The 18,440-nt window shown below is 71.4% G+C and carries 17 protein-coding genes; 10 read left to right on the top strand and 7 right to left on the bottom strand.

All coding sequences use genetic code 11. The features are described from left to right. Positions 1-35 precede the first annotated feature (35 nt). Entirely contained in the window at positions 36-2,102 is a 2,067-nt protein-coding gene (locus ABZ911_RS31800; protein WP_358064219.1) for a DNA topoisomerase IV subunit B, read from the top strand. Between the two features lie 107 nt (positions 2,103-2,209). Here the strand turns inward: ABZ911_RS31800 and ABZ911_RS31795 are convergent, their stop codons facing one another. The 4 genes from ABZ911_RS31795 to ABZ911_RS31780 form a co-directional block, all read right to left on the bottom strand. Then, positions 2,210-2,437 carry a recombinase family protein gene (locus ABZ911_RS31795; protein WP_358064216.1) on the bottom strand — a complete coding sequence of 76 codons (228 nt, stop codon included), beginning with the start codon at positions 2,435-2,437 and terminating at the stop codon, positions 2,210-2,212. Then, positions 2,434-2,646, bottom strand: coding sequence for a hypothetical protein (locus ABZ911_RS31790; protein ID WP_358064213.1), 213 nt, complete (start codon positions 2,644-2,646; stop codon positions 2,434-2,436). Before ABZ911_RS31790 ends, ABZ911_RS31795 begins: the two co-directional genes overlap by 4 nt. A gap of 35 nt (positions 2,647-2,681) precedes the next feature. Beyond that, positions 2,682-3,587: a hypothetical protein gene (locus ABZ911_RS31785; protein ID WP_358064210.1), complete on the bottom strand. Its 906-nt coding sequence runs from the start codon at positions 3,585-3,587 to the stop codon at positions 2,682-2,684. Positions 3,588-3,670: 83 nt separating this feature from the next. Continuing rightward, positions 3,671-4,168 carry a carbonic anhydrase gene (locus ABZ911_RS31780; protein WP_358064207.1) on the bottom strand — a complete coding sequence of 166 codons (498 nt, stop codon included), beginning with the start codon at positions 4,166-4,168 and terminating at the stop codon, positions 3,671-3,673. A gap of 127 nt (positions 4,169-4,295) precedes the next feature. Here ABZ911_RS31780 and ABZ911_RS31775 point away from each other — a divergent pair, with 127 nt between their 5' ends. After that, complete coding sequence (locus ABZ911_RS31775; protein ID WP_358064204.1) at positions 4,296-4,598, top strand: hypothetical protein; 303 nt, start codon at positions 4,296-4,298, stop codon at positions 4,596-4,598. Positions 4,599-4,644: 46 nt separating this feature from the next. Here the strand turns inward: ABZ911_RS31775 and ABZ911_RS31770 are convergent, their stop codons facing one another. Continuing rightward, on the bottom strand, positions 4,645-7,113 hold the full coding sequence (locus ABZ911_RS31770) for a DNA topoisomerase IV subunit A (RefSeq protein ID WP_358064201.1): 2,469 nt from the start codon (positions 7,111-7,113) through the stop codon (positions 4,645-4,647). A 152-nt stretch (positions 7,114-7,265) separates the two neighbouring features. Here ABZ911_RS31770 and ABZ911_RS31765 point away from each other — a divergent pair, with 152 nt between their 5' ends. The 8 genes from ABZ911_RS31765 (at position 7,266) to ABZ911_RS31730 (ending at position 17,056) form a co-directional block, all read left to right on the top strand. After that, positions 7,266-8,525, top strand: a complete 1,260-nt coding sequence (locus ABZ911_RS31765) for a 6-phospho-beta-glucosidase (protein WP_358064199.1) — start codon at positions 7,266-7,268, stop codon at positions 8,523-8,525. After that, positions 8,522-9,481, top strand: coding sequence for a BadF/BadG/BcrA/BcrD ATPase family protein (locus ABZ911_RS31760; RefSeq protein ID WP_358064196.1), 960 nt, complete (start codon positions 8,522-8,524; stop codon positions 9,479-9,481). The genes ABZ911_RS31765 and ABZ911_RS31760 overlap by 4 nt, the downstream gene beginning before the upstream one ends. 160 nt (positions 9,482-9,641) lie before the next feature. Then, a complete protein-coding gene (ngcE, locus tag ABZ911_RS31755; RefSeq protein ID WP_358064193.1) occupies positions 9,642-11,084 on the top strand; it encodes an N-acetylglucosamine/diacetylchitobiose ABC transporter substrate-binding protein in 1,443 nt (480 codons plus the stop codon). Positions 11,085-11,087: 3 nt separating this feature from the next. Further along, entirely contained in the window at positions 11,088-12,002 is a 915-nt protein-coding gene (locus ABZ911_RS31750) for a sugar ABC transporter permease (RefSeq protein ID WP_358064190.1), read from the top strand. A gap of 1 nt (position 12,003) precedes the next feature. Continuing rightward, positions 12,004-12,843: a carbohydrate ABC transporter permease gene (locus tag ABZ911_RS31745; RefSeq protein ID WP_358064187.1), complete on the top strand. Its 840-nt coding sequence runs from the start codon at positions 12,004-12,006 to the stop codon at positions 12,841-12,843. A 15-nt stretch (positions 12,844-12,858) separates the two neighbouring features. Then, complete coding sequence (locus tag ABZ911_RS31740) at positions 12,859-14,046, top strand: ROK family protein (RefSeq protein WP_358064184.1); 1,188 nt, start codon at positions 12,859-12,861, stop codon at positions 14,044-14,046. Positions 14,047-14,062: 16 nt separating this feature from the next. Further along, positions 14,063-14,881: a PIG-L family deacetylase gene (locus ABZ911_RS31735; RefSeq protein WP_358064181.1), complete on the top strand. Its 819-nt coding sequence runs from the start codon at positions 14,063-14,065 to the stop codon at positions 14,879-14,881. Between the two features lie 93 nt (positions 14,882-14,974). Next, positions 14,975-17,056 (top strand): RecQ family ATP-dependent DNA helicase, encoded by a 2,082-nt coding sequence (locus ABZ911_RS31730; RefSeq protein ID WP_358064178.1) that lies wholly within the window; start codon positions 14,975-14,977, stop codon positions 17,054-17,056. On the opposite strand, the gene ABZ911_RS31725 is transcribed toward ABZ911_RS31730, so the two are convergent. Then, complete coding sequence (locus tag ABZ911_RS31725) at positions 17,053-17,412, bottom strand: hypothetical protein (protein ID WP_358064175.1); 360 nt, start codon at positions 17,410-17,412, stop codon at positions 17,053-17,055. The two genes, ABZ911_RS31730 and ABZ911_RS31725, sit on opposite strands and share 4 nt — an antisense overlap. Before the next feature lie 12 nt (positions 17,413-17,424). Then, the gene (locus ABZ911_RS31720; protein ID WP_358064172.1) at positions 17,425-18,318 is read right to left on the bottom strand and encodes a sugar kinase; all 894 of its coding nucleotides are present in this window, start codon (positions 18,316-18,318) and stop codon (positions 17,425-17,427) included. Positions 18,319-18,440: the final 122 nt, after the last annotated feature.

Here is an 18,440-nt window from a genome sequence, read left to right as displayed (position 1 = left end):
CACACGTGTTCGATCGATAGACCCAGGGAGCGGGAGTGACGGTAGTGGAGGCGGGTTACACGGCTCGTCACCTGTCGGTGCTTGAAGGCCTTGAGGCCGTCCGCAAGCGCCCTGGTATGTACATCGGATCCACCGACAGCCGCGGGCTCATGCACTGCCTGTGGGAGATCGTGGACAACGGCGTCGACGAGGCGCTCGCGGGCCACTGCACCCGCATCGACGTCGAGCTGTACGCCGACGGCTCGATCGAGGTCCGCGACAACGGCCGCGGCATCCCGGTCGACGTCGAGCCCAAGAGCGGCCTCGCCGGAGTCGAGCTCGTCTACACCAAGCTGCACGCCGGCGGAAAGTTCGGCGGCGGCTCCTACGGCGCCTCGGGCGGCCTGCACGGCGTCGGCGCCTCCGTGGTCAACGCCCTGTCCGCGCGCCTCGACGTCGAGGTCGACCGCGATGGCAAGATCCACGAGATCAGCTTCAGGCGCGGCGTGCCCGGCGTGTTCGACGGCGACGGGCCCACCGCCAAGTTCAAGAAGAAGTCCGGCCTGCGCGACGGCGGCAAGCTGAACCAGCGCGTCACCGGCACCAGGGTCAGGTTCTGGGCCGACCGGCAGATCTTCCTGCCGGACGCCGAGGTCTCCCTCGACGAGATCCACGTCCGGCTGCGCCAGACCGCCTTCCTCGTGCCCGGCCTCACCTTGTCCGTGATCGACGGCAGGGGCGAGGAGCGCACCGAGGAGGAGTTCCACTTCGACGGCGGCATCTCCGAGTTCACCGAGTTCCTCGCCCGCGACGAGGCGGTGTGCGAGGTGCTGCGGCTGCAGGGCGTCGGCCACTTCCACGAGACCGTGCCCGTCCTCGACGACCAGGGCCACATGACGCCCACCGAGGTGCAGCGCGAGCTGACCGTCGACGTGGCGGTGCGCTGGGGCAAGGGCTACGACTCGGCCGTGCGCTCCTTCGTCAACGTGATCGCCACCGCCAAGGGCGGCACCCATCTGACCGGGTTCGAGCGCGGCCTGGTCAAGACCCTCAACGAGCAGTTGCGCGAGACCCGCCTGCTCAAGAACGGCGACGACCCGGTCAGCAAGGAGGACATCCTTGAGGGCCTGACCGCCGTCGTGACCGTCCGCGTGCCGGAGCCGCAGTTCGAGGGGCAGACCAAGGAGGTGCTCGGCACCTCGGCGGCCACCCGCATCGTCTCGCACGTCGTCTCGCGCGAGCTGAAGGAGCTGTTCGCCAACCCGCCGCGCGGCTTCAAGCAGCAGTTGCGTGCCGTACTGGAGAAGATCGTCACCGCCGCGAAGGCGCGCATCGCGGCCCGTGAGCATCGTGACAACCAGCGCCGCAAGAGTGCTCTGGAGAACTCGGCGCTGCCGGCCAAGCTCGTCGACTGCCGCAGTGACGACGTCGACCGCAGCGAGCTGTTCATCGTCGAGGGGGACTCCGCCCTCGGTACGGCCAAGCTGGCCCGTGACTCGGAGTTCCAGGCCCTGCTGCCGATCCGCGGCAAGATCCTCAACGTGCAGAAGGCGTCCGTGAGCGACATGCTCAAGAACGCCGAGTGCGCCTCGATCATCCAGGTGGTCGGCGCCGGGTCGGGCCGGTCCTTCGACCTGGAGGCGGCCCGCTACGGCAAGATCATCCTGATGGCGGACGCCGACGTCGACGGCGCCCACATCCGCTGCCTGCTGCTCACCCTCTTCCACCGCTACATGCGTCCGCTGGTCGAGGCGGGCCGGGTCTTCGCCGCCGTGCCGCCGCTGCACCGCATCGAGCTCACCAACCCCGGGCGGGGCCAGGAGAAGTACATCTACTGCTACTCCGACGCCGAGCTGCAGAAGGTGCTGCGCGACCTGCAGAAGCGGAACAAGCGCTGGAAGGACCCGGTGCAGCGGTACAAGGGTCTGGGCGAGATGGACGCCGACCAGCTGGCCGAGACCACCATGGATCCGCGCCACCGGATCCTGCGCCGCGTCCGCATCGAGGACGCCCAGGCCGGGGAGCGCATCTTCGACCTGCTGATGGGCAGCGAGGTCGCCCCCCGCCGCGAGTTCATCGTCAACAGCGCCGCGGAAGTCGACCGCGACCACATCGACGCCTGACCATCCCAGACGAACGGCCCGTGGTGGAGGACCTCCACCACGGGCTTCCCAGTCGTAGCCGGAAGGCATGGGCACGGCTGGGAGGGCCTCAGCGGGGGCTGTGGGGCTCAGGGAGGCGCGTTGAGGAGGCGCTGGGCGTCTCGGGTGCGGAGGAGCCTGCAGATGTGGGAGGGCCACCAGCGGTGGCCGCCGCCCGGGGTGGGGACGCCCTCGGCGTTGAGGGCCGCGCAGATGTCGGCGTAGATGGCGCCTGCCTGTCGCAGGGCGACCACCCTTCGCAGCACCTCGTCCGGGCACGCGCGAGGGCGTCCGCGCAGGCGGGCGGGCGCGTTCACTTCCGCCTGCCCTGGAACAGGGACAGCAGCCTCAGCAGGATCTTGTACTTGTACGCCCGGTCGTCGGGCGTCCGGGCGGTGAACAGCGCGGCGCACAGGGCCACGCCCACGTACAACACGAAGGCGCCGACGACGGCCGCGGCGAACACGCCGATCCAGGCCGCGGTCTCGCCCAGCGCCACGAGCAGGCGCAGGAGAGGATCGAGCATGGGAGCACTCCCCGGAAAGGCGGGGAGCGACAGGGCTACCCGCTGACGGACATGACCAGGACGGACCGCGAGGCGGTCGGGCCCCTCGTCACCCGGGGAAGCGAGGTCATGAGCGCGCCCGGCGGGTGCAGGGCGGCGTTCGCGGGGAAGGTCAGGGCGCGTGTGATTTGTGCGCGCAGTTCGCCGAGGCATCGCCGGGTGAGCACGAACAGGTGGGTCTCGGCGCGGCCGACGGCACTCTCGACGGCCCTGAACGCCTGCCACGGCAGCTCCCGCAGCAGGCTCGCGCGGCTCGGCCAGGGGGCGTCCGCGAACAGGAGGGAGGCGAGAACGAGCGCCGTCCAATCCGCTTCCGGATCACGTGGTTCGTTCTGGTCGGTGAGATGGGACCACAGCTTGTGCAGGGCCATCCGTAGGTCGCGGTATCCGCTGGAGCGGCCGGCCTCCGCCATCATGCGCGCGATCAGAGCCGATCTGCCGCTACCGGGTGTCCCGTGCACCAGGTACCTCGTCCGACCGGAGCGGAGAGACCCGAACGTCGCCCCCCTCCGGGAGGTGGCCAGCCGGTGCAGGACGGCGGACTGGGTCTTGCCGGCGCCGGTTGACATGCACAGCAAGAGGGCCAGCTCGTCGACGGCCTGATCGCGCGCCGGCGCGCTGTCGGTGTCAATGAGCTCGCACACGAGCTTGCGCGAGCGGACGGTCAACCGGTCCAGCCGCCACGCCAGAAGATCGGCCTCGTCACTTCGGGGACGGTCGGCCAGGGCGTCCAACAGAGCGCGGAACTCCTCGGTCAGCACAGTGTCGGAGCCTCTCGCACCGGCCTCACGACCGCCCAGGAGCGCCGCGGCCCGCACCGTCCACGACTCCGGCACCCCCACGAAGGCACACACCACCGCGACGGCGAGCAGCACCCAGTCCGCGACGACGAGCACGTTCATGCCCGACCTCCTCCCGCCAGTACGCGGTGAGGCCACCGTACAACCGCGAGAAGCCGTTTCCGGAAATTCCCCGGGGTGGGAAGTTATGGCATCTCGACCGGAACCAGGCCGCCGGTGTGGACGTCGTAGATCGCCCCGGCCACCGGCAGCTTGTCGGGCAGGAACGGGCTGGTCCTGATCCGGGTCAGGTCGTGGCGCAGGGCGGCGCTCTGGTCGGGGACGGTGTGGAACTCCAGGCTGCGCGTGTCGACCCCCTGCGCGTACGTCAGCGCGTGCACGTCCGCGTCGGTGACCTTCGACATGCCGCAGTCCGTGTGCGGCATCACCAGCACCCGCTCGACCCCGAGCAGGTACACGGCCAGCACCAGCGTCCGCAGGACGTCGTCGGTCACCCGGGCGCCCGCGTTGCGCAGGATCTTGGCGTCGCCCGCCTTGAGGCCCAGCAGGCCGAGCGGGTCGATGCGGGAGTCCATGCACGTGACGACGGCGAGACCGCGCGCCGCCTTGCCGGTGAGTCCCGAGTAGGCGAACCCTCCCACGTACTTCTGGTTGGCCTGCAGGATGTCGTCGAACGCGCTCATGTGACTGATGATGGCGTACGCCCGTTTCCTGATGATTTCCGGGGCCGAGTTGGCGAAGATCCCACGATCACCCCTCACTTTGCGTGATGATGTCGTAGCCCTTGGTGCGTGATCGAAGGAGGTTGCTGTGAGCAGGACCGAATCGCTTGGCGTCTACCTCCGCGCGCAGGCCAGACGGCGCCTGGACCGGGTGGAGACCCACGACGACGGCCGCAACGCGCGGAGCGCCCTCGCGCTCCTCGACGCCGCCGCCTACGCCGAGAGCCTGCCCGGCGACGATCCGCTCATCGACCTGCTGGTCAAGGCCGGATTCTTCGACCTCGGCACGTTCGACCCTGGTGAGAAGGGGGCCCGCCTCATCCGTGACTGGTACGGCGGCGAGCCCTGCGAGCTCCTGCTCGCCCTGCCCTCTCTCGCGCCCTCCTCCTGAAGCCCCGCCCCGGGCTGCCTGGCCCGGAGCGGGAAGGGGAGGCGGGCTAGGCGGGCGGTGGGGCGGTGTCGGCGGCGAGGGAGCCGCCGACCGCCACGATCGTGTGCGTCAGCCGTACGCCGGAGCCGTCGCGGCGTCCGATCTCCTCCGGCAGCGGGACCGGCTTGCCCACCGCCGACACCGCCTTGGCGGGCGCGGGACCGGCCCAGGCCAGCAGGAGCACGTCCTCTCCCTTGAGGAAACGCTGTGCCCGTACGCCGCCCGTCGCCCTGCCCTTGGCGGGGAACTCGGCGTAGTCGGAGATCTTGCCGCCGCCGACCTGCGTGCCGGGCAGCGCGGTGGACGATCCGGCGACCGTCACCACCTGGGCGGGCCGTCCGGGATCGACCGCGCCGAACCAGATCGCCTTCGCGGCCCCGTCGAGCTTGATCCCGGCCATGCCGCCCGCGGGCCGCCCCTGCGGGCGCACCAGCGTGGCCTGGAAGCGCAGCAGTTGCGCCTCGGAGGTGATGAACACCAGGTCGTGCGCCTCGGACTCCAGCTCGACGGCGCCGACCACCAGGTCCCCGTCCTTGAGCGTGATCACCTCGAAGTCGTCGCGGTTGGCGGGGTAGTCGGGCACCACCCGCTTCACCACGCCCTGCGCGGTGCCCAGCGCGAGACCGGGCCCGTCCGGGTCGAAGGAGCCCAGGCCGACCACGCTCTCCCCGGGTTCGAGCGTGATGTACTCGGCCACGGGATGGCCGCCCGACAGCGACGGCGGGTTGGCCGACGGCGGCAGGGTGGGCAGGTCGACCACGGACACGCGGATCATGCGGCCCAGCGAGGTCACCACTCCCACGTCGCCGCGCACGGAGGTGCGGACCGCGGAGATCAGCACGTCGTGGGCGGACCGCTCGTCCCCGCCGGCCAGCGGTGTGGCGTCGCTCGTGCGGGCCAGCAGCCCGGTGGACGACAGCAGCGCCAGGCACGGGTCGTCGGCCACCTCCAGCGATACGGCCGTGTTGCGCACCACGCCCGACGACTCCAGCAGCACGGTACGGCGCGGCGTGCCGTACTGCTTGGCGACCTGGGCCAGCTCGCCGGAGACCACCTGGCGCAGCCGCTCGGGCGAGGAGAGGATCTCGGTCAGCTCGGCGATCTCCTCGCTCAGCGTCCGCTTCTCGCTGTCCAGCTCCAGCTTGTCGAAGCGGGTCAGCCGGCGCAGCGGCGTGTCGAGGATGTAGGCGGCCTGGATCTCCGACAGCTCGAAGACCTCCATCAGGCGGGTGCGCGCCTGGCCGGAGTCGTCGGAGGAGCGGATGACCTGGATGACCTCGTCGATGTTGAGCAGCGCGACGATCAGTCCGTCGACCAGGTGCAGGCGCTCCTCGCGCTTGCGGCGGCGGTGCTCGGACCTGCGGCGGACGACCTCCAGGCGGTGGTCGACGTAGACCCGCAGCAGCTCCTTCAGCCCCAGCGTGCGCGGCTCGCCGTCGACGAGCGCCACGTTGTTGATGCCGAAGGTCTCCTCCATCGGCGTGAGCCGGTAGAGCTCGTCCAGCACCGCCTCGGGGATGAAACCGTTCTTGATCTCGATGACCAGGCGCAGGCCCTTGTGCCGGTCGGTGAGGTCCTTGAGGTCGGAGATGCCCTGGAGCTTCTTGCTGGTCACCAGCTCCTTGATCTTGGTGACCACCCGCTCGGGGCCCACGTTGTACGGCAGCTCGGTGACGACGATGCCCCTGCGGCGCGGGGTGACCTGCTCGATCGTGCACTTGGCGCGCATCCGGAAGGTGCCGCGCCCGCTCTCGTAGGCGTCGCGGATGCCGGCCAGGCCGATGATCGAGCCGCCGGTCGGCAGGTCGGGGCCGGGCACGAAGCGCATCAGCTCGTCGAGCGTGGCGTCCGGCTTCTTGATCAGGTGCCGGGCCGCGGCGACGACCTCGGTGAGGTTGTGCGGCGCCATGTTGGTCGCCATGCCGACCGCGATGCCGGTGGTGCCGTTGACCAGGAGGTTGGGGAAGGCCGACGGCATGACCGTGGGCTCGGTCTCCTGGCCGTCGTAGTTGGGCTTGAAGTCGACGGTGTCCTCGTCGAGCGACTGCACCATGAGCATCGCGGCCGAGGTCAGCCGGGCCTCGGTGTACCGCATGGCGGCGGGCAGGTCGTCGGGGGAGCCGAAGTTGCCGTGCCCGTCGACCAGCGGCAGCCGCATGGAGAACGGCTGGGCCATCCGGACCAGCGCGTCGTAGATGGCGCTGTCGCCGTGCGGGTGCAGCTTGCCCATGACGTCGCCGACCACGCGCGAGGACTTCACGTGCCCGCGGTCGGGGCGCAATCCCATCTCGCTCATCGAGTAGAGGATGCGCCGCTGGACGGGCTTGAGACCATCTCGGGCGTCGGGGAGCGCGCGCTGGTAGATCACCGAGTAGGCGTACTCGAGGAAACTCGTGCGCATCTCCGAGGACACGTCGATGTCGACGATCCGTTCCTCGAAGTCCTCGGGCGGGGGTGTGGTCGTACGTCGGGCCATCCGAACATTGTGCCGAAGAACTGCGGGTGCCCGCGACTTCGAGTTCCAGGCGGGGCGATATGTACGGCTCTGCGCCCCCCGGATGTCGCGATCGCCGGGCTCCGGCTAATGTAGTTAGGAAACTTTCCTAATTCAGAGATGGGAGCAAAGGGTTGAAACTCGCCGTAATCGGGGGCGGTTCGACGTACACCCCAGAACTGATCGACGGATTCGCCCGCCTGCGGGACGACCTGCCGCTCACCGAGATCGCCCTCATCGACCCCGACCCCCGCCGCCTGGAACTGGTCGCCGGGGTCTCGCGCCGCATGCTGGCCAGGGCCGGGCATCCGGCCGTCGTCGTGGCCACCTCCTCGGTCCCGGAGGGCGTCGCGGGCGCGCAGGCCGTGCTCTTCCAGCTCCGGGTGGGCGGACAGGCCGCCCGCGCTGTGGACGAGACGCTGCCGCTGGAGTGCGGCTGCGTCGGGCAGGAGACCACCGGCGCGGGCGGCCTGGCCAAGGCGCTGCGCACCGTGCCGGTCGTGCTGGAGCTGGCCGAGCAGGTGCGCGAGCACGCGCCCGAGGCCTGGATCGTGGACTTCACCAACCCGGTCGGCATCGTGACCCGCGCCCTGCTGGACGCCGGGCACCGCGCCATCGGCCTCTGCAACGTGGCCATCGGCTTCCAGCGGCGCTTCGCCGGGCACCTGGGCGTCGCGCCCGAGCGGATCGGCCTCGGCCACGTCGGGCTGAACCACCTCACCTGGGAGCGCTCCGTCCTGCTGGACGGCGTCGACGTGCTGCCGGAACTGCTGGCCGAGCACGGCCAGGCCATCGCCGACGACATCGGCCTGCCGCCCGCCCTGCTCACCAGGCTCGGCGTGGTCCCCTCCTACTACCTGCGCTACTTCTACGCCCACGACCTCGTGGTGGCCGAGCAGCGGGCCAAGCCGTCGCGCGCCGCCGAGGTCGCCGCGATGGAGACCGAACTGCTGAAGCTGTACGCGGACCCGGCCGTCGACACCAAGCCCGGACTCCTGGAGAAGCGCGGCGGCGCCTACTACTCCGAGGCGGCCGTGGCGCTCATCGCCTCGCTGCTGGGCGATGGCGGCGACACCCAGGTGGTCAACGTGCGCAACGCGGGGACGCTGCCGTTCCTGCCCGACGAGGCCGTCATCGAGGTGCCCGCCGCCGTCGGCGCGGCGGGAGCCGTACCGCTGGCCGTGCCCGCCGTGGAGCCGCTGTACGCCGGGCTGATCGCGAACGTGTCGGCCTACGAGAGCCTGGCCCTGGAGGCGGCCCTGCGCGGCGGCGCCGACCGGGTCCGCAACGCGCTGCTCGCCCATCCGCTGATCGGCCAGGAGGCGGTCGCCGGCGAGCTGACCGGCCTGCTGCTGGACGCCAACGCCGCGCACCTGCCGTGGGTGACCAGGTGACGACGGTCCTCGCGGTCGACGGCGGCAACAGCAAGACCGACGTGCTCCTGCTCGCCTCCGACGGCACGATCCTGGGCCAGGGCCGGGGCGGCCCCTTCCTGCCGCAGAGCGCGGGGGTGGCCGCGGCCGTCGACGTCGTGGAGGAGGCGGTACGGCAGGCGCTCGGCCCCGGCGCCGCGCCGCCGTACGCCGGTCTGGTGGCCGCCTACCTGGCCGGGGCCGATCTGCCGGTCGAGGAGGAGGCGCTGGCCGCGGAGTTCAGGTCCAGGGGGTTCGCCGGTGACGTCGTGGTCGGCAACGACACGTTCGCGCTGCTGCGCGCGGCCACCTCGGAGCCGTGGGGCGTCGCGGTGGTGTGCGGCGCGGGGATCAACGCGGTCGGCGTCTCGCCGAACGGCCAGGTGGCTCGCTTCCCGGCGCTCGGCCGCATCAGCGGCGACTGGGGAGGGGGGCAGGGGCTGGCCGAGGAGACGCTCTGGCATGCCGTACGGGCTGAGGACGGGCGGGGGGAGCCGACCGCGCTGGCCGGTCTGGTCAAGGCGCGCTTCGGGGCGGCCACGGTCGAGGAGGTCGTGCTCGGCCTGCACTTCGGGCGGCTGGAGCCGATCCGGTTGCTGGAGCTGACGCCCGGGTTGTTCACGGTCGCGGCGGCGGGTGACGCGGTCGCCGTCTCGCTGGTGACGCGCTTGGCCGAGGAGGTGGTGTCGCTGGCCGAGGTGTGCCTGCGCCGCCTGGGGTTGCTGGAGACGCCGACGGAGGTGGTGCTGGGCGGCGGCGTGCTGCGGGCCCGTGATCCGCTGCTGACGCGGTTGCTCGACGAGCGGTTCGCCGCCCGCGCGCCGCGGGCCAAGCAGGTCGTGGCCGAGGTGCCGCCCATCGTGGGGGCGGCGCTGAACGGCCTGGACCGGATCGGCGCGAGCGAGGAGGCGAAGATCCGGCTGCGCGGACACTTCTGAGCCGAACGCCCTGCCGGGGCGGGCGCCGAGCGCCCGTCCCGGTTCAAGCATGCCCAGGTCAGGGGTGGTTTCGGGGGGTTGACGTGCGCGGCGGAAGTTTCTATTCTCCCGCTAACCGTCTGGAAAGTATCCAGACGGTTTTGGTTCACGGAGGACGTCGATGTCCCACACCCCCAGCGAGCCGAACCGCCGCGAAGTCCTGCGCAGGATCGGCCTCGCCGCCCTGGCCGCGGGCCCGGGCGCGGGCCTGCTCAGCGCCTGTGCCACCGGCGGCTCAGCCACCCCCACCGCCTCCGGGGCGGCCTCGGCGGTCCCCACCTCCGCCGCCAACCCCCTCGGCGTCGACTCCGCCAAGCAGCTCGAGGTCGTCATCTTCAGCGGCGGCAACGGTGACGGCTACGCCACCAAGCTGCACGAGGTGCTCTACAGCAAGGCCCACCCCAAGGCGAAGATCAACCACGTCGCCACCCAGAAGGTCGGCACGCAGCTTCGCCCCCGCTTCATCAGCGGCGACACCCCCGACGTGGTCAACAACTCCGGACCCGAGGCCCTCGACCTGCAGACCCTGGTCGCCGAAGGGCACGTGGCGGACCTGACCCCGCTGTTCGAGGTGCCGTCGCTGGCCGACCCGGCCAAGACGGTACGCGAGACGCTGGTGGGCGGCGTCTACGAGAACTCCCTGATCGACGGCGTGCCCCGGGTCCTGCAGTACACCGTGGCCCACCGCGCCCTCTGGTACAACGCCAAGCTCTTCGCCAAGCGCGGCTGGCAGGCGCCCAAGACCTGGCAGGAGTTCACCGCGCTCGGCGAGGAGGCCAAGAAGGACGGCGTCGCGCTGTTCGCCTACCCCGGCCAGGTCGGCCCCTTCTACCAGCTCTGGAACCTGGTCTACAGCGCCGCCAAGATCGGCGGGAACAAGGTGATCGTCGACATCGACAACCTGGCCGACGGCGCCTGGCAGGCCGACGCGGTGCTCAAGGCCGTCACCGCGTGGGCCGACGTCCAGCGCGACTTCGGCGACAAGGCCTACCTCGGGCTGGACCACACCCAGACGCAGATCAAGCACCTGCAGGACAAGGTGCTGTTCTACCCGTGCGGGTCGTGGCTGGAGAACGAGATGGCCAAGGACAAGCCTGCCGGGTTCGACTACGCCCTCGCCCCCGTGCCGAGCGTCACCGGTGCGGACGCCATGCCGTACGAGGCGATCATGGTGGGGGTCAGTGAGGCGTTCTTCGTCGGGGCCAAGGGCAAGAACCCGCAGGGCGGCATGGAGTACCTGCGCCAGATGCTCTCCCGGGAGGGCGCGCGCGGCTACACCGAGATGACCAAGAACCTCACGGTGGTCAACGGCGTGGTCGAGGGCCTGGAGCTGACCTCGGCCGTGCGCAGCGCCGCCAGGGCGCAGGAGGCCGCGGGGCAGCACATCATCACCGACGCCAGGTTCGAGACCTGGTACAAGGAGCTGTTCGACCACGGGCAGACGCAGACCAACGCCGTCATGTCCGGGCGCGTCACCCCCGAGCAGTTCTGCGCGGAGATGCAGAAGAAGGCCGACGAGCTCAAGGCCGACTCCGCCATCGTCAAGCAGACCCGGAGCGTCTGAGCGATGGGGCGGCTGCGCGCGTACGGCTTCGTCACCGGTTTCCTCGTCCTCCCCGTCACCCTCTACGCGATCTTCGTGATCAGCCCGTACGCCCAGGCGTTCCAGATCGCGCTGACCGACTGGCGCGGAGTGTCGGCGAACCTGAACTTCGTCGGGATGGACAACTTCACCCGGCTGCTGGGCAGCGCCGCCTTCTGGCAGGCCCTGCGCAACCACGGGATCCTGCTCGTCGCGCTGCCGCTCCTGACGATCGCCCTCGCCCTGGTCTTCGCCTACTTGCTCAACGCGGCGGGCGGCACGCGCGAGGGCAAGATGACCGGGGTCCCGGGCGCGGGGTTCTACCGCGTCGTGTTCTTCCTGCCCCAGGTCCTCGCCGTGGCCGTGGTCGGCGTGCTGTTCAAGGCCGTCTACCGGCCCGACCAGAGCGGCGTGATCAACGGCGTGCTGGCGAAGCTGGGCCTGGAACCGGTCGGCTGGCTCACCGACCCGCGGCTGGCCCTGTGGTCGATCATCGCGGTGATGGTGTGGCAGGCCGTCGGCTTCTACGTCGTGCTGTTCTCCGCGGGCATGGCGGCCATTCCCAAGGACGTGTTCGAGGCCGCCGCGCTGGACGGGGCCGGGCGGCTGCGGATGTTCTCCTCCATCACCCTGCCGCTGCTCTGGGACACCGTCCAGGTCGGCTGGGTGTACCTGGGCATCGCCGCGTTCGACGCCTTCGCCCTGGTCAACGTGCTGTCGATGGAGCAGGGCGGACCCGGTGGCGCCACCACCGTGCTGGCCCTGGAGATCTACAAGAACGCCTTCGGCTACTCCCGTTTCGGCTACGCCTCCGCCATGGGTGTGGCGCTGTTCTTCCTGACCCTCACCTTCGCCGCGCTGACCCTGCGGGTCACCCGGCGAGAGAAGATCGAGTTCTGACATGCCCAGGAATTCCACCCGCCTGTCCGGCGGCCTGGCCCAGGTCGTGCTGGCCGTCTGGGCGCTGCTCATCATCGCCCCGCTGATCTGGACCCTGCTGGCCTCCTTCAAGAGCAACGCCGAGATCTTCGGCGACGCCCTGCAACTGCCCGCCGAACTGCGCTTCGACAACTGGGTACGGGCCTGGGACCGGGCCAACATCGGCAGATACCTGCTCAACACCGTCATCGTGGTCTTCTTCGGCGTCGCGGGCACCATGCTGCTCAGCTCGATGGCCGCCTACGTACTGGCCCGCTACAAGTTCTTCGGCAACAGGATCATCTACTACCTGTTCGTCTCCGGCATGGCCTTCCCCGTGTTCCTCGCCCTGGTGCCGCTGTTCTTCGTCGTCGAACGGGTCGGCCTGCTGAACACGCACACCGGCCTGGTCCTGGTGTACATCGCCTACTCGCTGCCGTTCACGGTCTTCTTCCTCACCTCGTTCTTCAGGTCGCTGCCCACCGCGGTGGCCGAGGCCGCGATGATCGACGGCGCCTCGCACACCCGGACGTTCTTCCAGGTCATGCTGCCCATGGCGAAGCCCGGCCTGATCAGCCTGACCATCTTCAACGTGCTCGGCCAGTGGAACCAGTACCTCCTGCCCCTGGTGCTGGTGGCCGGCGACAAGGACAAGTGGGTCATCACCCAGGGCATCGCCGACATCTCCACCATCGCCGGGTACGAGGCCGACTGGCCGGGCCTGTTCGCCGCCCTCAGCATGACCGTCATCCCCGTCGTGCTCGCCTACATCCTCTTCCAGCGGCACATCCAGTCCGGGCTCACCTCGGGCGCCGTGAAATAGGCAAGGATCACGCAGATGAGAACGGGAAACCCCACGGTCCTGCGCACCCTGAACGAGCGCGCCGCCCTTGAGCTCCTGCTCCGCCACGGCTCCCTCACCCGGGCCGAGCTGGAGACACACACCGGCCTGTCCAAGGCGTCCGCCGCCGAGGTGCTGCGCCGGCTGGAGAAGGGCAGGCTGGCCAGGAAGGGCGGCCACCGGCCCGGCCCCGCCGGCCCCGCCGCGCAGGTATGGGTGCTGGAGGGAACCGCCGCCCGGGTGGCCGGCGTGGACCTCACCGCGCGTTCCGTGGAGATCGCCGTCGCGGACCTGACCGGCGCGGTCGTCGGCCCCTACCGCGCGCAGGCGCCGGACGAGGGACGGGACGCCGCCGAGTTCCTGGCCGGCGCGCTCGGCGCCGCCGCCCGGGACGCCGGGGTCGACCTCGACGACCTGGACCAGATCGTCGTCGGCGTCCCCGGCGTCGTCGACCCCGGCGGCGAGCGGCTGCGCCAGGCCGTCCAGCTGTCCGGCTGGTCCCACCTCGACGACCTCACCGGCCTGCGCGAGCGGCTCGGCCCCGAACGCGTCCGCCTGGAGAACGACGTCAACCTCGTCACCATCCAGGAACTCGCCCTCCGCGAGCAGTCCACCTTCGTGCTGTTCTGGCTGGGCGGCGGCGTCGGCGCGGGAGCCGTGCTCGACGGCAGGCTGTGGCGCGGCGCCACCGGTCGCGGCGGCGAGATCGGCTCCGTCGTCGTGCCCGACCCCGTCGGCCGCGGCCGCGTCTACGGCCCCGGCGGCGGCCCCCTCGGCGCCCTGCTCGGCGCCGGGCCCCTCGCCGACCTCGCCGCGGCGCACGGCCTGACCACCGAACCCACCCTGGCCGCCGTCGCCGAGACGCTGTGCGGCGCCGCGGCCCATCCGGACTTCCTGGCCGACGTCGCCGCCCGCGTCGCGCTCGGCGTGATCGCCGCGGTCGGCGTGCTCGACCCCGGCCTGGTGGTGCTCGGCGGCCCGCTCTGCGCCGCCGCGGGCGAGCCGCTGCGCGCGCTGGTCGCCGAGCACCTCGCCGCCACCTCGCTGGCGCCCGTGCCCGTCGCCTGCGGCGCCGGAGACGGCAACGCGGTGCTCGACGGCGCCGTGCGCCACGCCCTCGACCTGGCCCGTGAGCGGGTCTTCCAAGCCGGTACGGCAGGCCGTACCGGCGAGACAACTCCCTGAAGGAAACCTGAGACACATGTTGCGAACCCTGGTGATCGCCGCTCATCCCGACGAGCCCGAGATCTACGCGGGCGGCACCGCCGCGTTGCTGGCCCGCGCCGGGCACGCGGTGAAGTTCCTGACGCTCACCAACGGCGACGCCGGACACCACGAGATGGAGCGCGCGCCGCTGGCCCGCCGCAGGGCCGAGGAGGCTTGGCGGGCGGCCGACGCGCTCGGCGTGGTCGACTACTCCATCTTCGACGTCCACGACGGCCTGCTCGAACCCACGGTCGAGCTGCGGCTGCGGGTGCTGGCGGCGATCCGCGCGTGGCGGGCCGACCTGGTGATCGCGCTGCACGCCGACGGTCCCGGGCATCCGGACAACCGCGCGGCCGGCCGCCTGGTCGAGCACGCGGTCGCCTTCGCCACCACGCGCAACGTCGAGGCGGGCCCGCCGCCACTGGAACGCCAGCCGGTCTGCCTGGTCATGACCGACTACGCCTCCACCCCCTTCCACCGGCCCGACCTGGCCGTGGACGTGGACCCGGTCCTCGACGCCAAGCTGGACGCCTGCCTGGCGCACGCCTCCCAGTTCCTGGAGTACGCGCCCTGGCAGCGCGGCTTCCTTGACCAGGCCCCCGCCCAGGGCGACATGGCGGCCGGCCGCGACTTCGTCCGCACGCACTGGGCGGACTTCCTGCTCGCCACCGAACAGACGCGCCCGGCCCTGACCCGCTCCTACGGCGCCGAGCACGCGGCCACCGTCCACCACGCGGAGACCTTCCAACTGGCCGAGTACGGCAGGCAGGCCGACGAGGTTGAGCTGCGCCGCCTGCTGCCCATCTTCGGCTGAGACCGGGCTTCCGGCCGGGCGACCGACCGCCCGGCCGGAAGATCGCCGCCCGTTGGGAGGATTTCGTCGCAGAAGCCTGGTAACAAGGAGCACATGTTTGAAGATGTAGCGGCGTTGCGCGAAGAGGCCGAGGAACGCCTGCGGGCACTGGCCGGAGACCACGCCCGGCTGCGCGAGGACCAGTGGGCCGCCATCCAGGCCCTGGTGGTCGAGCGGCGCAGGGTGCTCGTGGTGCAGCGCACCGGCTGGGGCAAGTCGGCGGTCTACTTCGTGGCCACCGCGCTGCTGCGCGAGCTCGGCGAGGGGCCGACGGTCATCGTCTCGCCGCTGCTGGCGCTGATGCGCAACCAGATCGCCGCCGCCGAGCGGGCCGGGATCCGGGCGGTCACCGTCAACTCGGCCAACCCGGAGTCGTGGGAGGAGGTCTACGGGCAGGTCGCGGCCGGGATGGTCGACGTGCTGCTGGTCAGCCCGGAGCGGCTCAACAACCCGGACTTCCGCGACAATGTGCTGCCCGAGCTCGCCGAGAGCGCCGGGCTGGTGGTGGTCGACGAGGCGCACTGCATCTCCGACTGGGGCCACGACTTCAGGCCCGACTACCGCAGGCTGCGCACCATGTTCGAGGAGCTGCCGCCGGGCGTGCCCGTGCTGGCGACCACCGCCACCGCCAACGCCAGGGTGACCCGCGACGTGGCCGAGCAGATGGGCGAGGAGACCCTCGTCCTGCGCGGCGCGCTGGAGCGCGACAGCCTGCACCTGAGCGTGGTCCGGCTGCCGACCGCCGAGCAGCGCCTGGCCTGGCTGGCGCAGACCCTGAACGAGCTGCCGGGCTCCGGCATCGTCTACACGCTGACCGTCGCCGCCGCCGGCGAGATCGCCTCCTACCTGCGCGAGCAGGGCCACGAGGTGGCCGCCTACTCCGGGCAAACGGATCCGGCCGAGCGGCTGGCCGCCGAGGAGGCGCTGCTCAACAACAAGATCAAGGCGCTGGTGGCGACGAGCGCGCTCGGCATGGGCTTCGACAAGCCCGACCTGGGCTTCGTCATCCACGTCGGCGCGCCGCAGTCGCCCGTCGCCTACTACCAGCAGGTCGGCCGGGCCGGGCGCGGGGTGGAGCGGGCCGAGGTCATCCTGCTGCCGGGCGTCGAGGACCGCGACATCTGGGCCTACTTCACCTCGCTGGCCTTCCCGCCCGAGCCGGTCGTGCGGGCCACGCTGCAGGCGCTGGCCGAGGGTGGCGTGCTGTCCACGCCCGCGCTGGAGAGCCGCGTCGACCTGAGCCGCAGCAGGCTGGAGATGATGCTCAAGGTCCTGGACGTGGACGGCGCGGTGCGCAGGGTCAAGGGCGGCTGGGAGGCGACCGGCGAGCCGTGGGACTACGACGCCGAGCGCTACACCCGCATCGCGGGCGAACGCCGGGCCGAGCAGGAGGCCATGATCGGCTACCTGACGACGACCGACTGCCGGGAGGAGTACCTGCGCAGGCGCCTCGACGACGACACCGCGAAGCCGTGCGGGCGCTGCGACAACTGCACGGGACGGCACCGCTCGCCCGACATCGCCGAAGGGGCCGTGCGCACCGCCCGCGAACGGCTCGCCAGGCCCGGCGTCGAGCTGGAGGCGCGCAGGCAGTGGCCCACCGGGCTGGCCGACCTGTCCGGCCGGATCAAGCCCGAGCTGGGCGCGGAGCCGGGCCGGGCGCTCGGCCGGCTGACCGACATCGGCTGGGGCAACCGGCTGCGCGAGCTGTTCAACGGTGCCGACGGGCCGATGGCCGACGACATGTTCAAGGCGGTCATCCAGGTGCTGGCCGCCTGGGACTGGCGCGAGCGGCCCGTCGGCGTGGTCAGCGTGCCCTCGGCCTCACGGCCCCTGCTGGTACGCGGCTTCGCCGAGCGGCTGGCGCAGGTGGGCAGGCTCACCTACCTGGGCGAGCTCGGCTACCGGGCGGGCACGCCGGGCAAGCAGTTCAACAGCGCCAAGCGGGTCCAGGCGATCAGGGCGACGCTCGCCATGCCCACCGACGTGGCCGCCGCGATCGCCCAGGCGGGCGGTCCGGTCCTGCTCGTCGACGACCGGGTGGACACCGGCTGGACGATGACGCTGGGCGCCGCGCTGGTGCGCCACGCCGGAGCTCCCGCCGTCCTGCCGCTGGCGCTCGCCACCACCAGCTAGCGCACGCCCATGTTGAGCAGGTCGTAGTTCTGGTAGGCGTCGCTGACCTGGACGTTCGTGGCCGTCTTGGCGCGCAGCAGCACGCTGCGCTGCCAGACGGCGGGCAGGATCTGCAGCGCCCACCACGGCCGCCACGGCGACCGCGCCCGCCGGCAGGAGCAGGCCGCGCCGCCGCACTGGGGAAGGGGCCATGACCTGGTCGTGCCGCACGTCGAGGGGCGGGGTGGGTAAGAGGGGCGGCGGGGCCGTGGCGAGGCCGAAGAGCCCCTGCCGAGATAGACGCTGCCCTCGCCGACGAACCCCGTCAGCCGGTAGGCGCCGACCGCCCGCGGATCGCCGGGCCGCAGCGGACGCACGCCTGCTCGCCGCTAGAGGCGCGGCCTGGCGCCGAGGTGGGAGATGGCCTTGGCGGCCAGATGGCAGCCCGAGGCCAGCGACTCGGCCGGTGGCTTGTTCTCCAGCCAGGCGGGCAGGAAGCCCGCGGTGAACGCGTCACCCGCGCCGGTGCCGTCGACGACCCGCTCGACCGTCTCGGCCGGCACGCGGACCGGCTCCGGGCGGCCGTTCGTGTACCACAGCGCGCCCTCGGTGTTGAGCTTGATGACGACCTGCGGGAACCAGGCGGTGAGCACCTTGGCTGCGGCCTCGGGGTCGTCGCGGCCGGTCAGCACCTTGGCCTGGTCGCCGTTGGCGAACAGCAGCTTGGCGCCGTTGGTCCACTCCAGGAACGGCTCGGCGCCGGTGCGCTCCAGGGGGGCGGAGGAGGAGCAGTCGACCGAGATGGACATGCCGGTCCTGCGGGCCATCTCCAGCGCGGCCAGCCCGGCCTCGCGCGAACCCTCGTTGATCAGGGTGTAGCCCGACAGGTGCAGGTGGGTGCCGCCGGCGAACAGGTCGCGGGGCAGGTCCTCGGGGGACAGGGCGGCGTTGGCGCCCGGGTCGGAGAGCATGGTGCGCTCGCCCTTGTGCGTGACGAGCACCACGCAGGTGCCGGTGGGCCGCTCGGGATCCATGACGAGGCGGGCGTCCACGCCGTACCCCATCAGTTCCATGTCGCGGTTGCGGCCGGTGATGTCGGCGCCCCGGCGGCCGATGAACGCCACCTCGGCGCCCTCCACGGCCAGCCAAGAGGCGATGTTGGCTCCGGACCCGCCGCCGTGCATCGTCACGACGGCCGGGGTGTCGCTCGCCCTGGCGAGTGCATAGCGGGCGCGCGCGACCGCGTCGGTCATGAGATCGCCCACCACGACCACCCGCGTCATGATGTCACCACCTTGCTGCCTTCGGTCATGCGCTCCCGTACGAGCCTGACGCCGAGAAAACTAACAGCTTCCGGCCTGCTCGTGGGGCATACACCGGACACCGGGCCGCAGTCGATGCACAA

Source organism: Nonomuraea sp. NPDC046570 (assembly GCF_040645915.1).
Classification (GTDB): domain Bacteria; phylum Actinomycetota; class Actinomycetes; order Streptosporangiales; family Streptosporangiaceae; genus Nonomuraea.
Note: the sequence above shows the minus strand (reverse complement) of the source record. Positions and strands in the feature narration are given on the sequence as shown.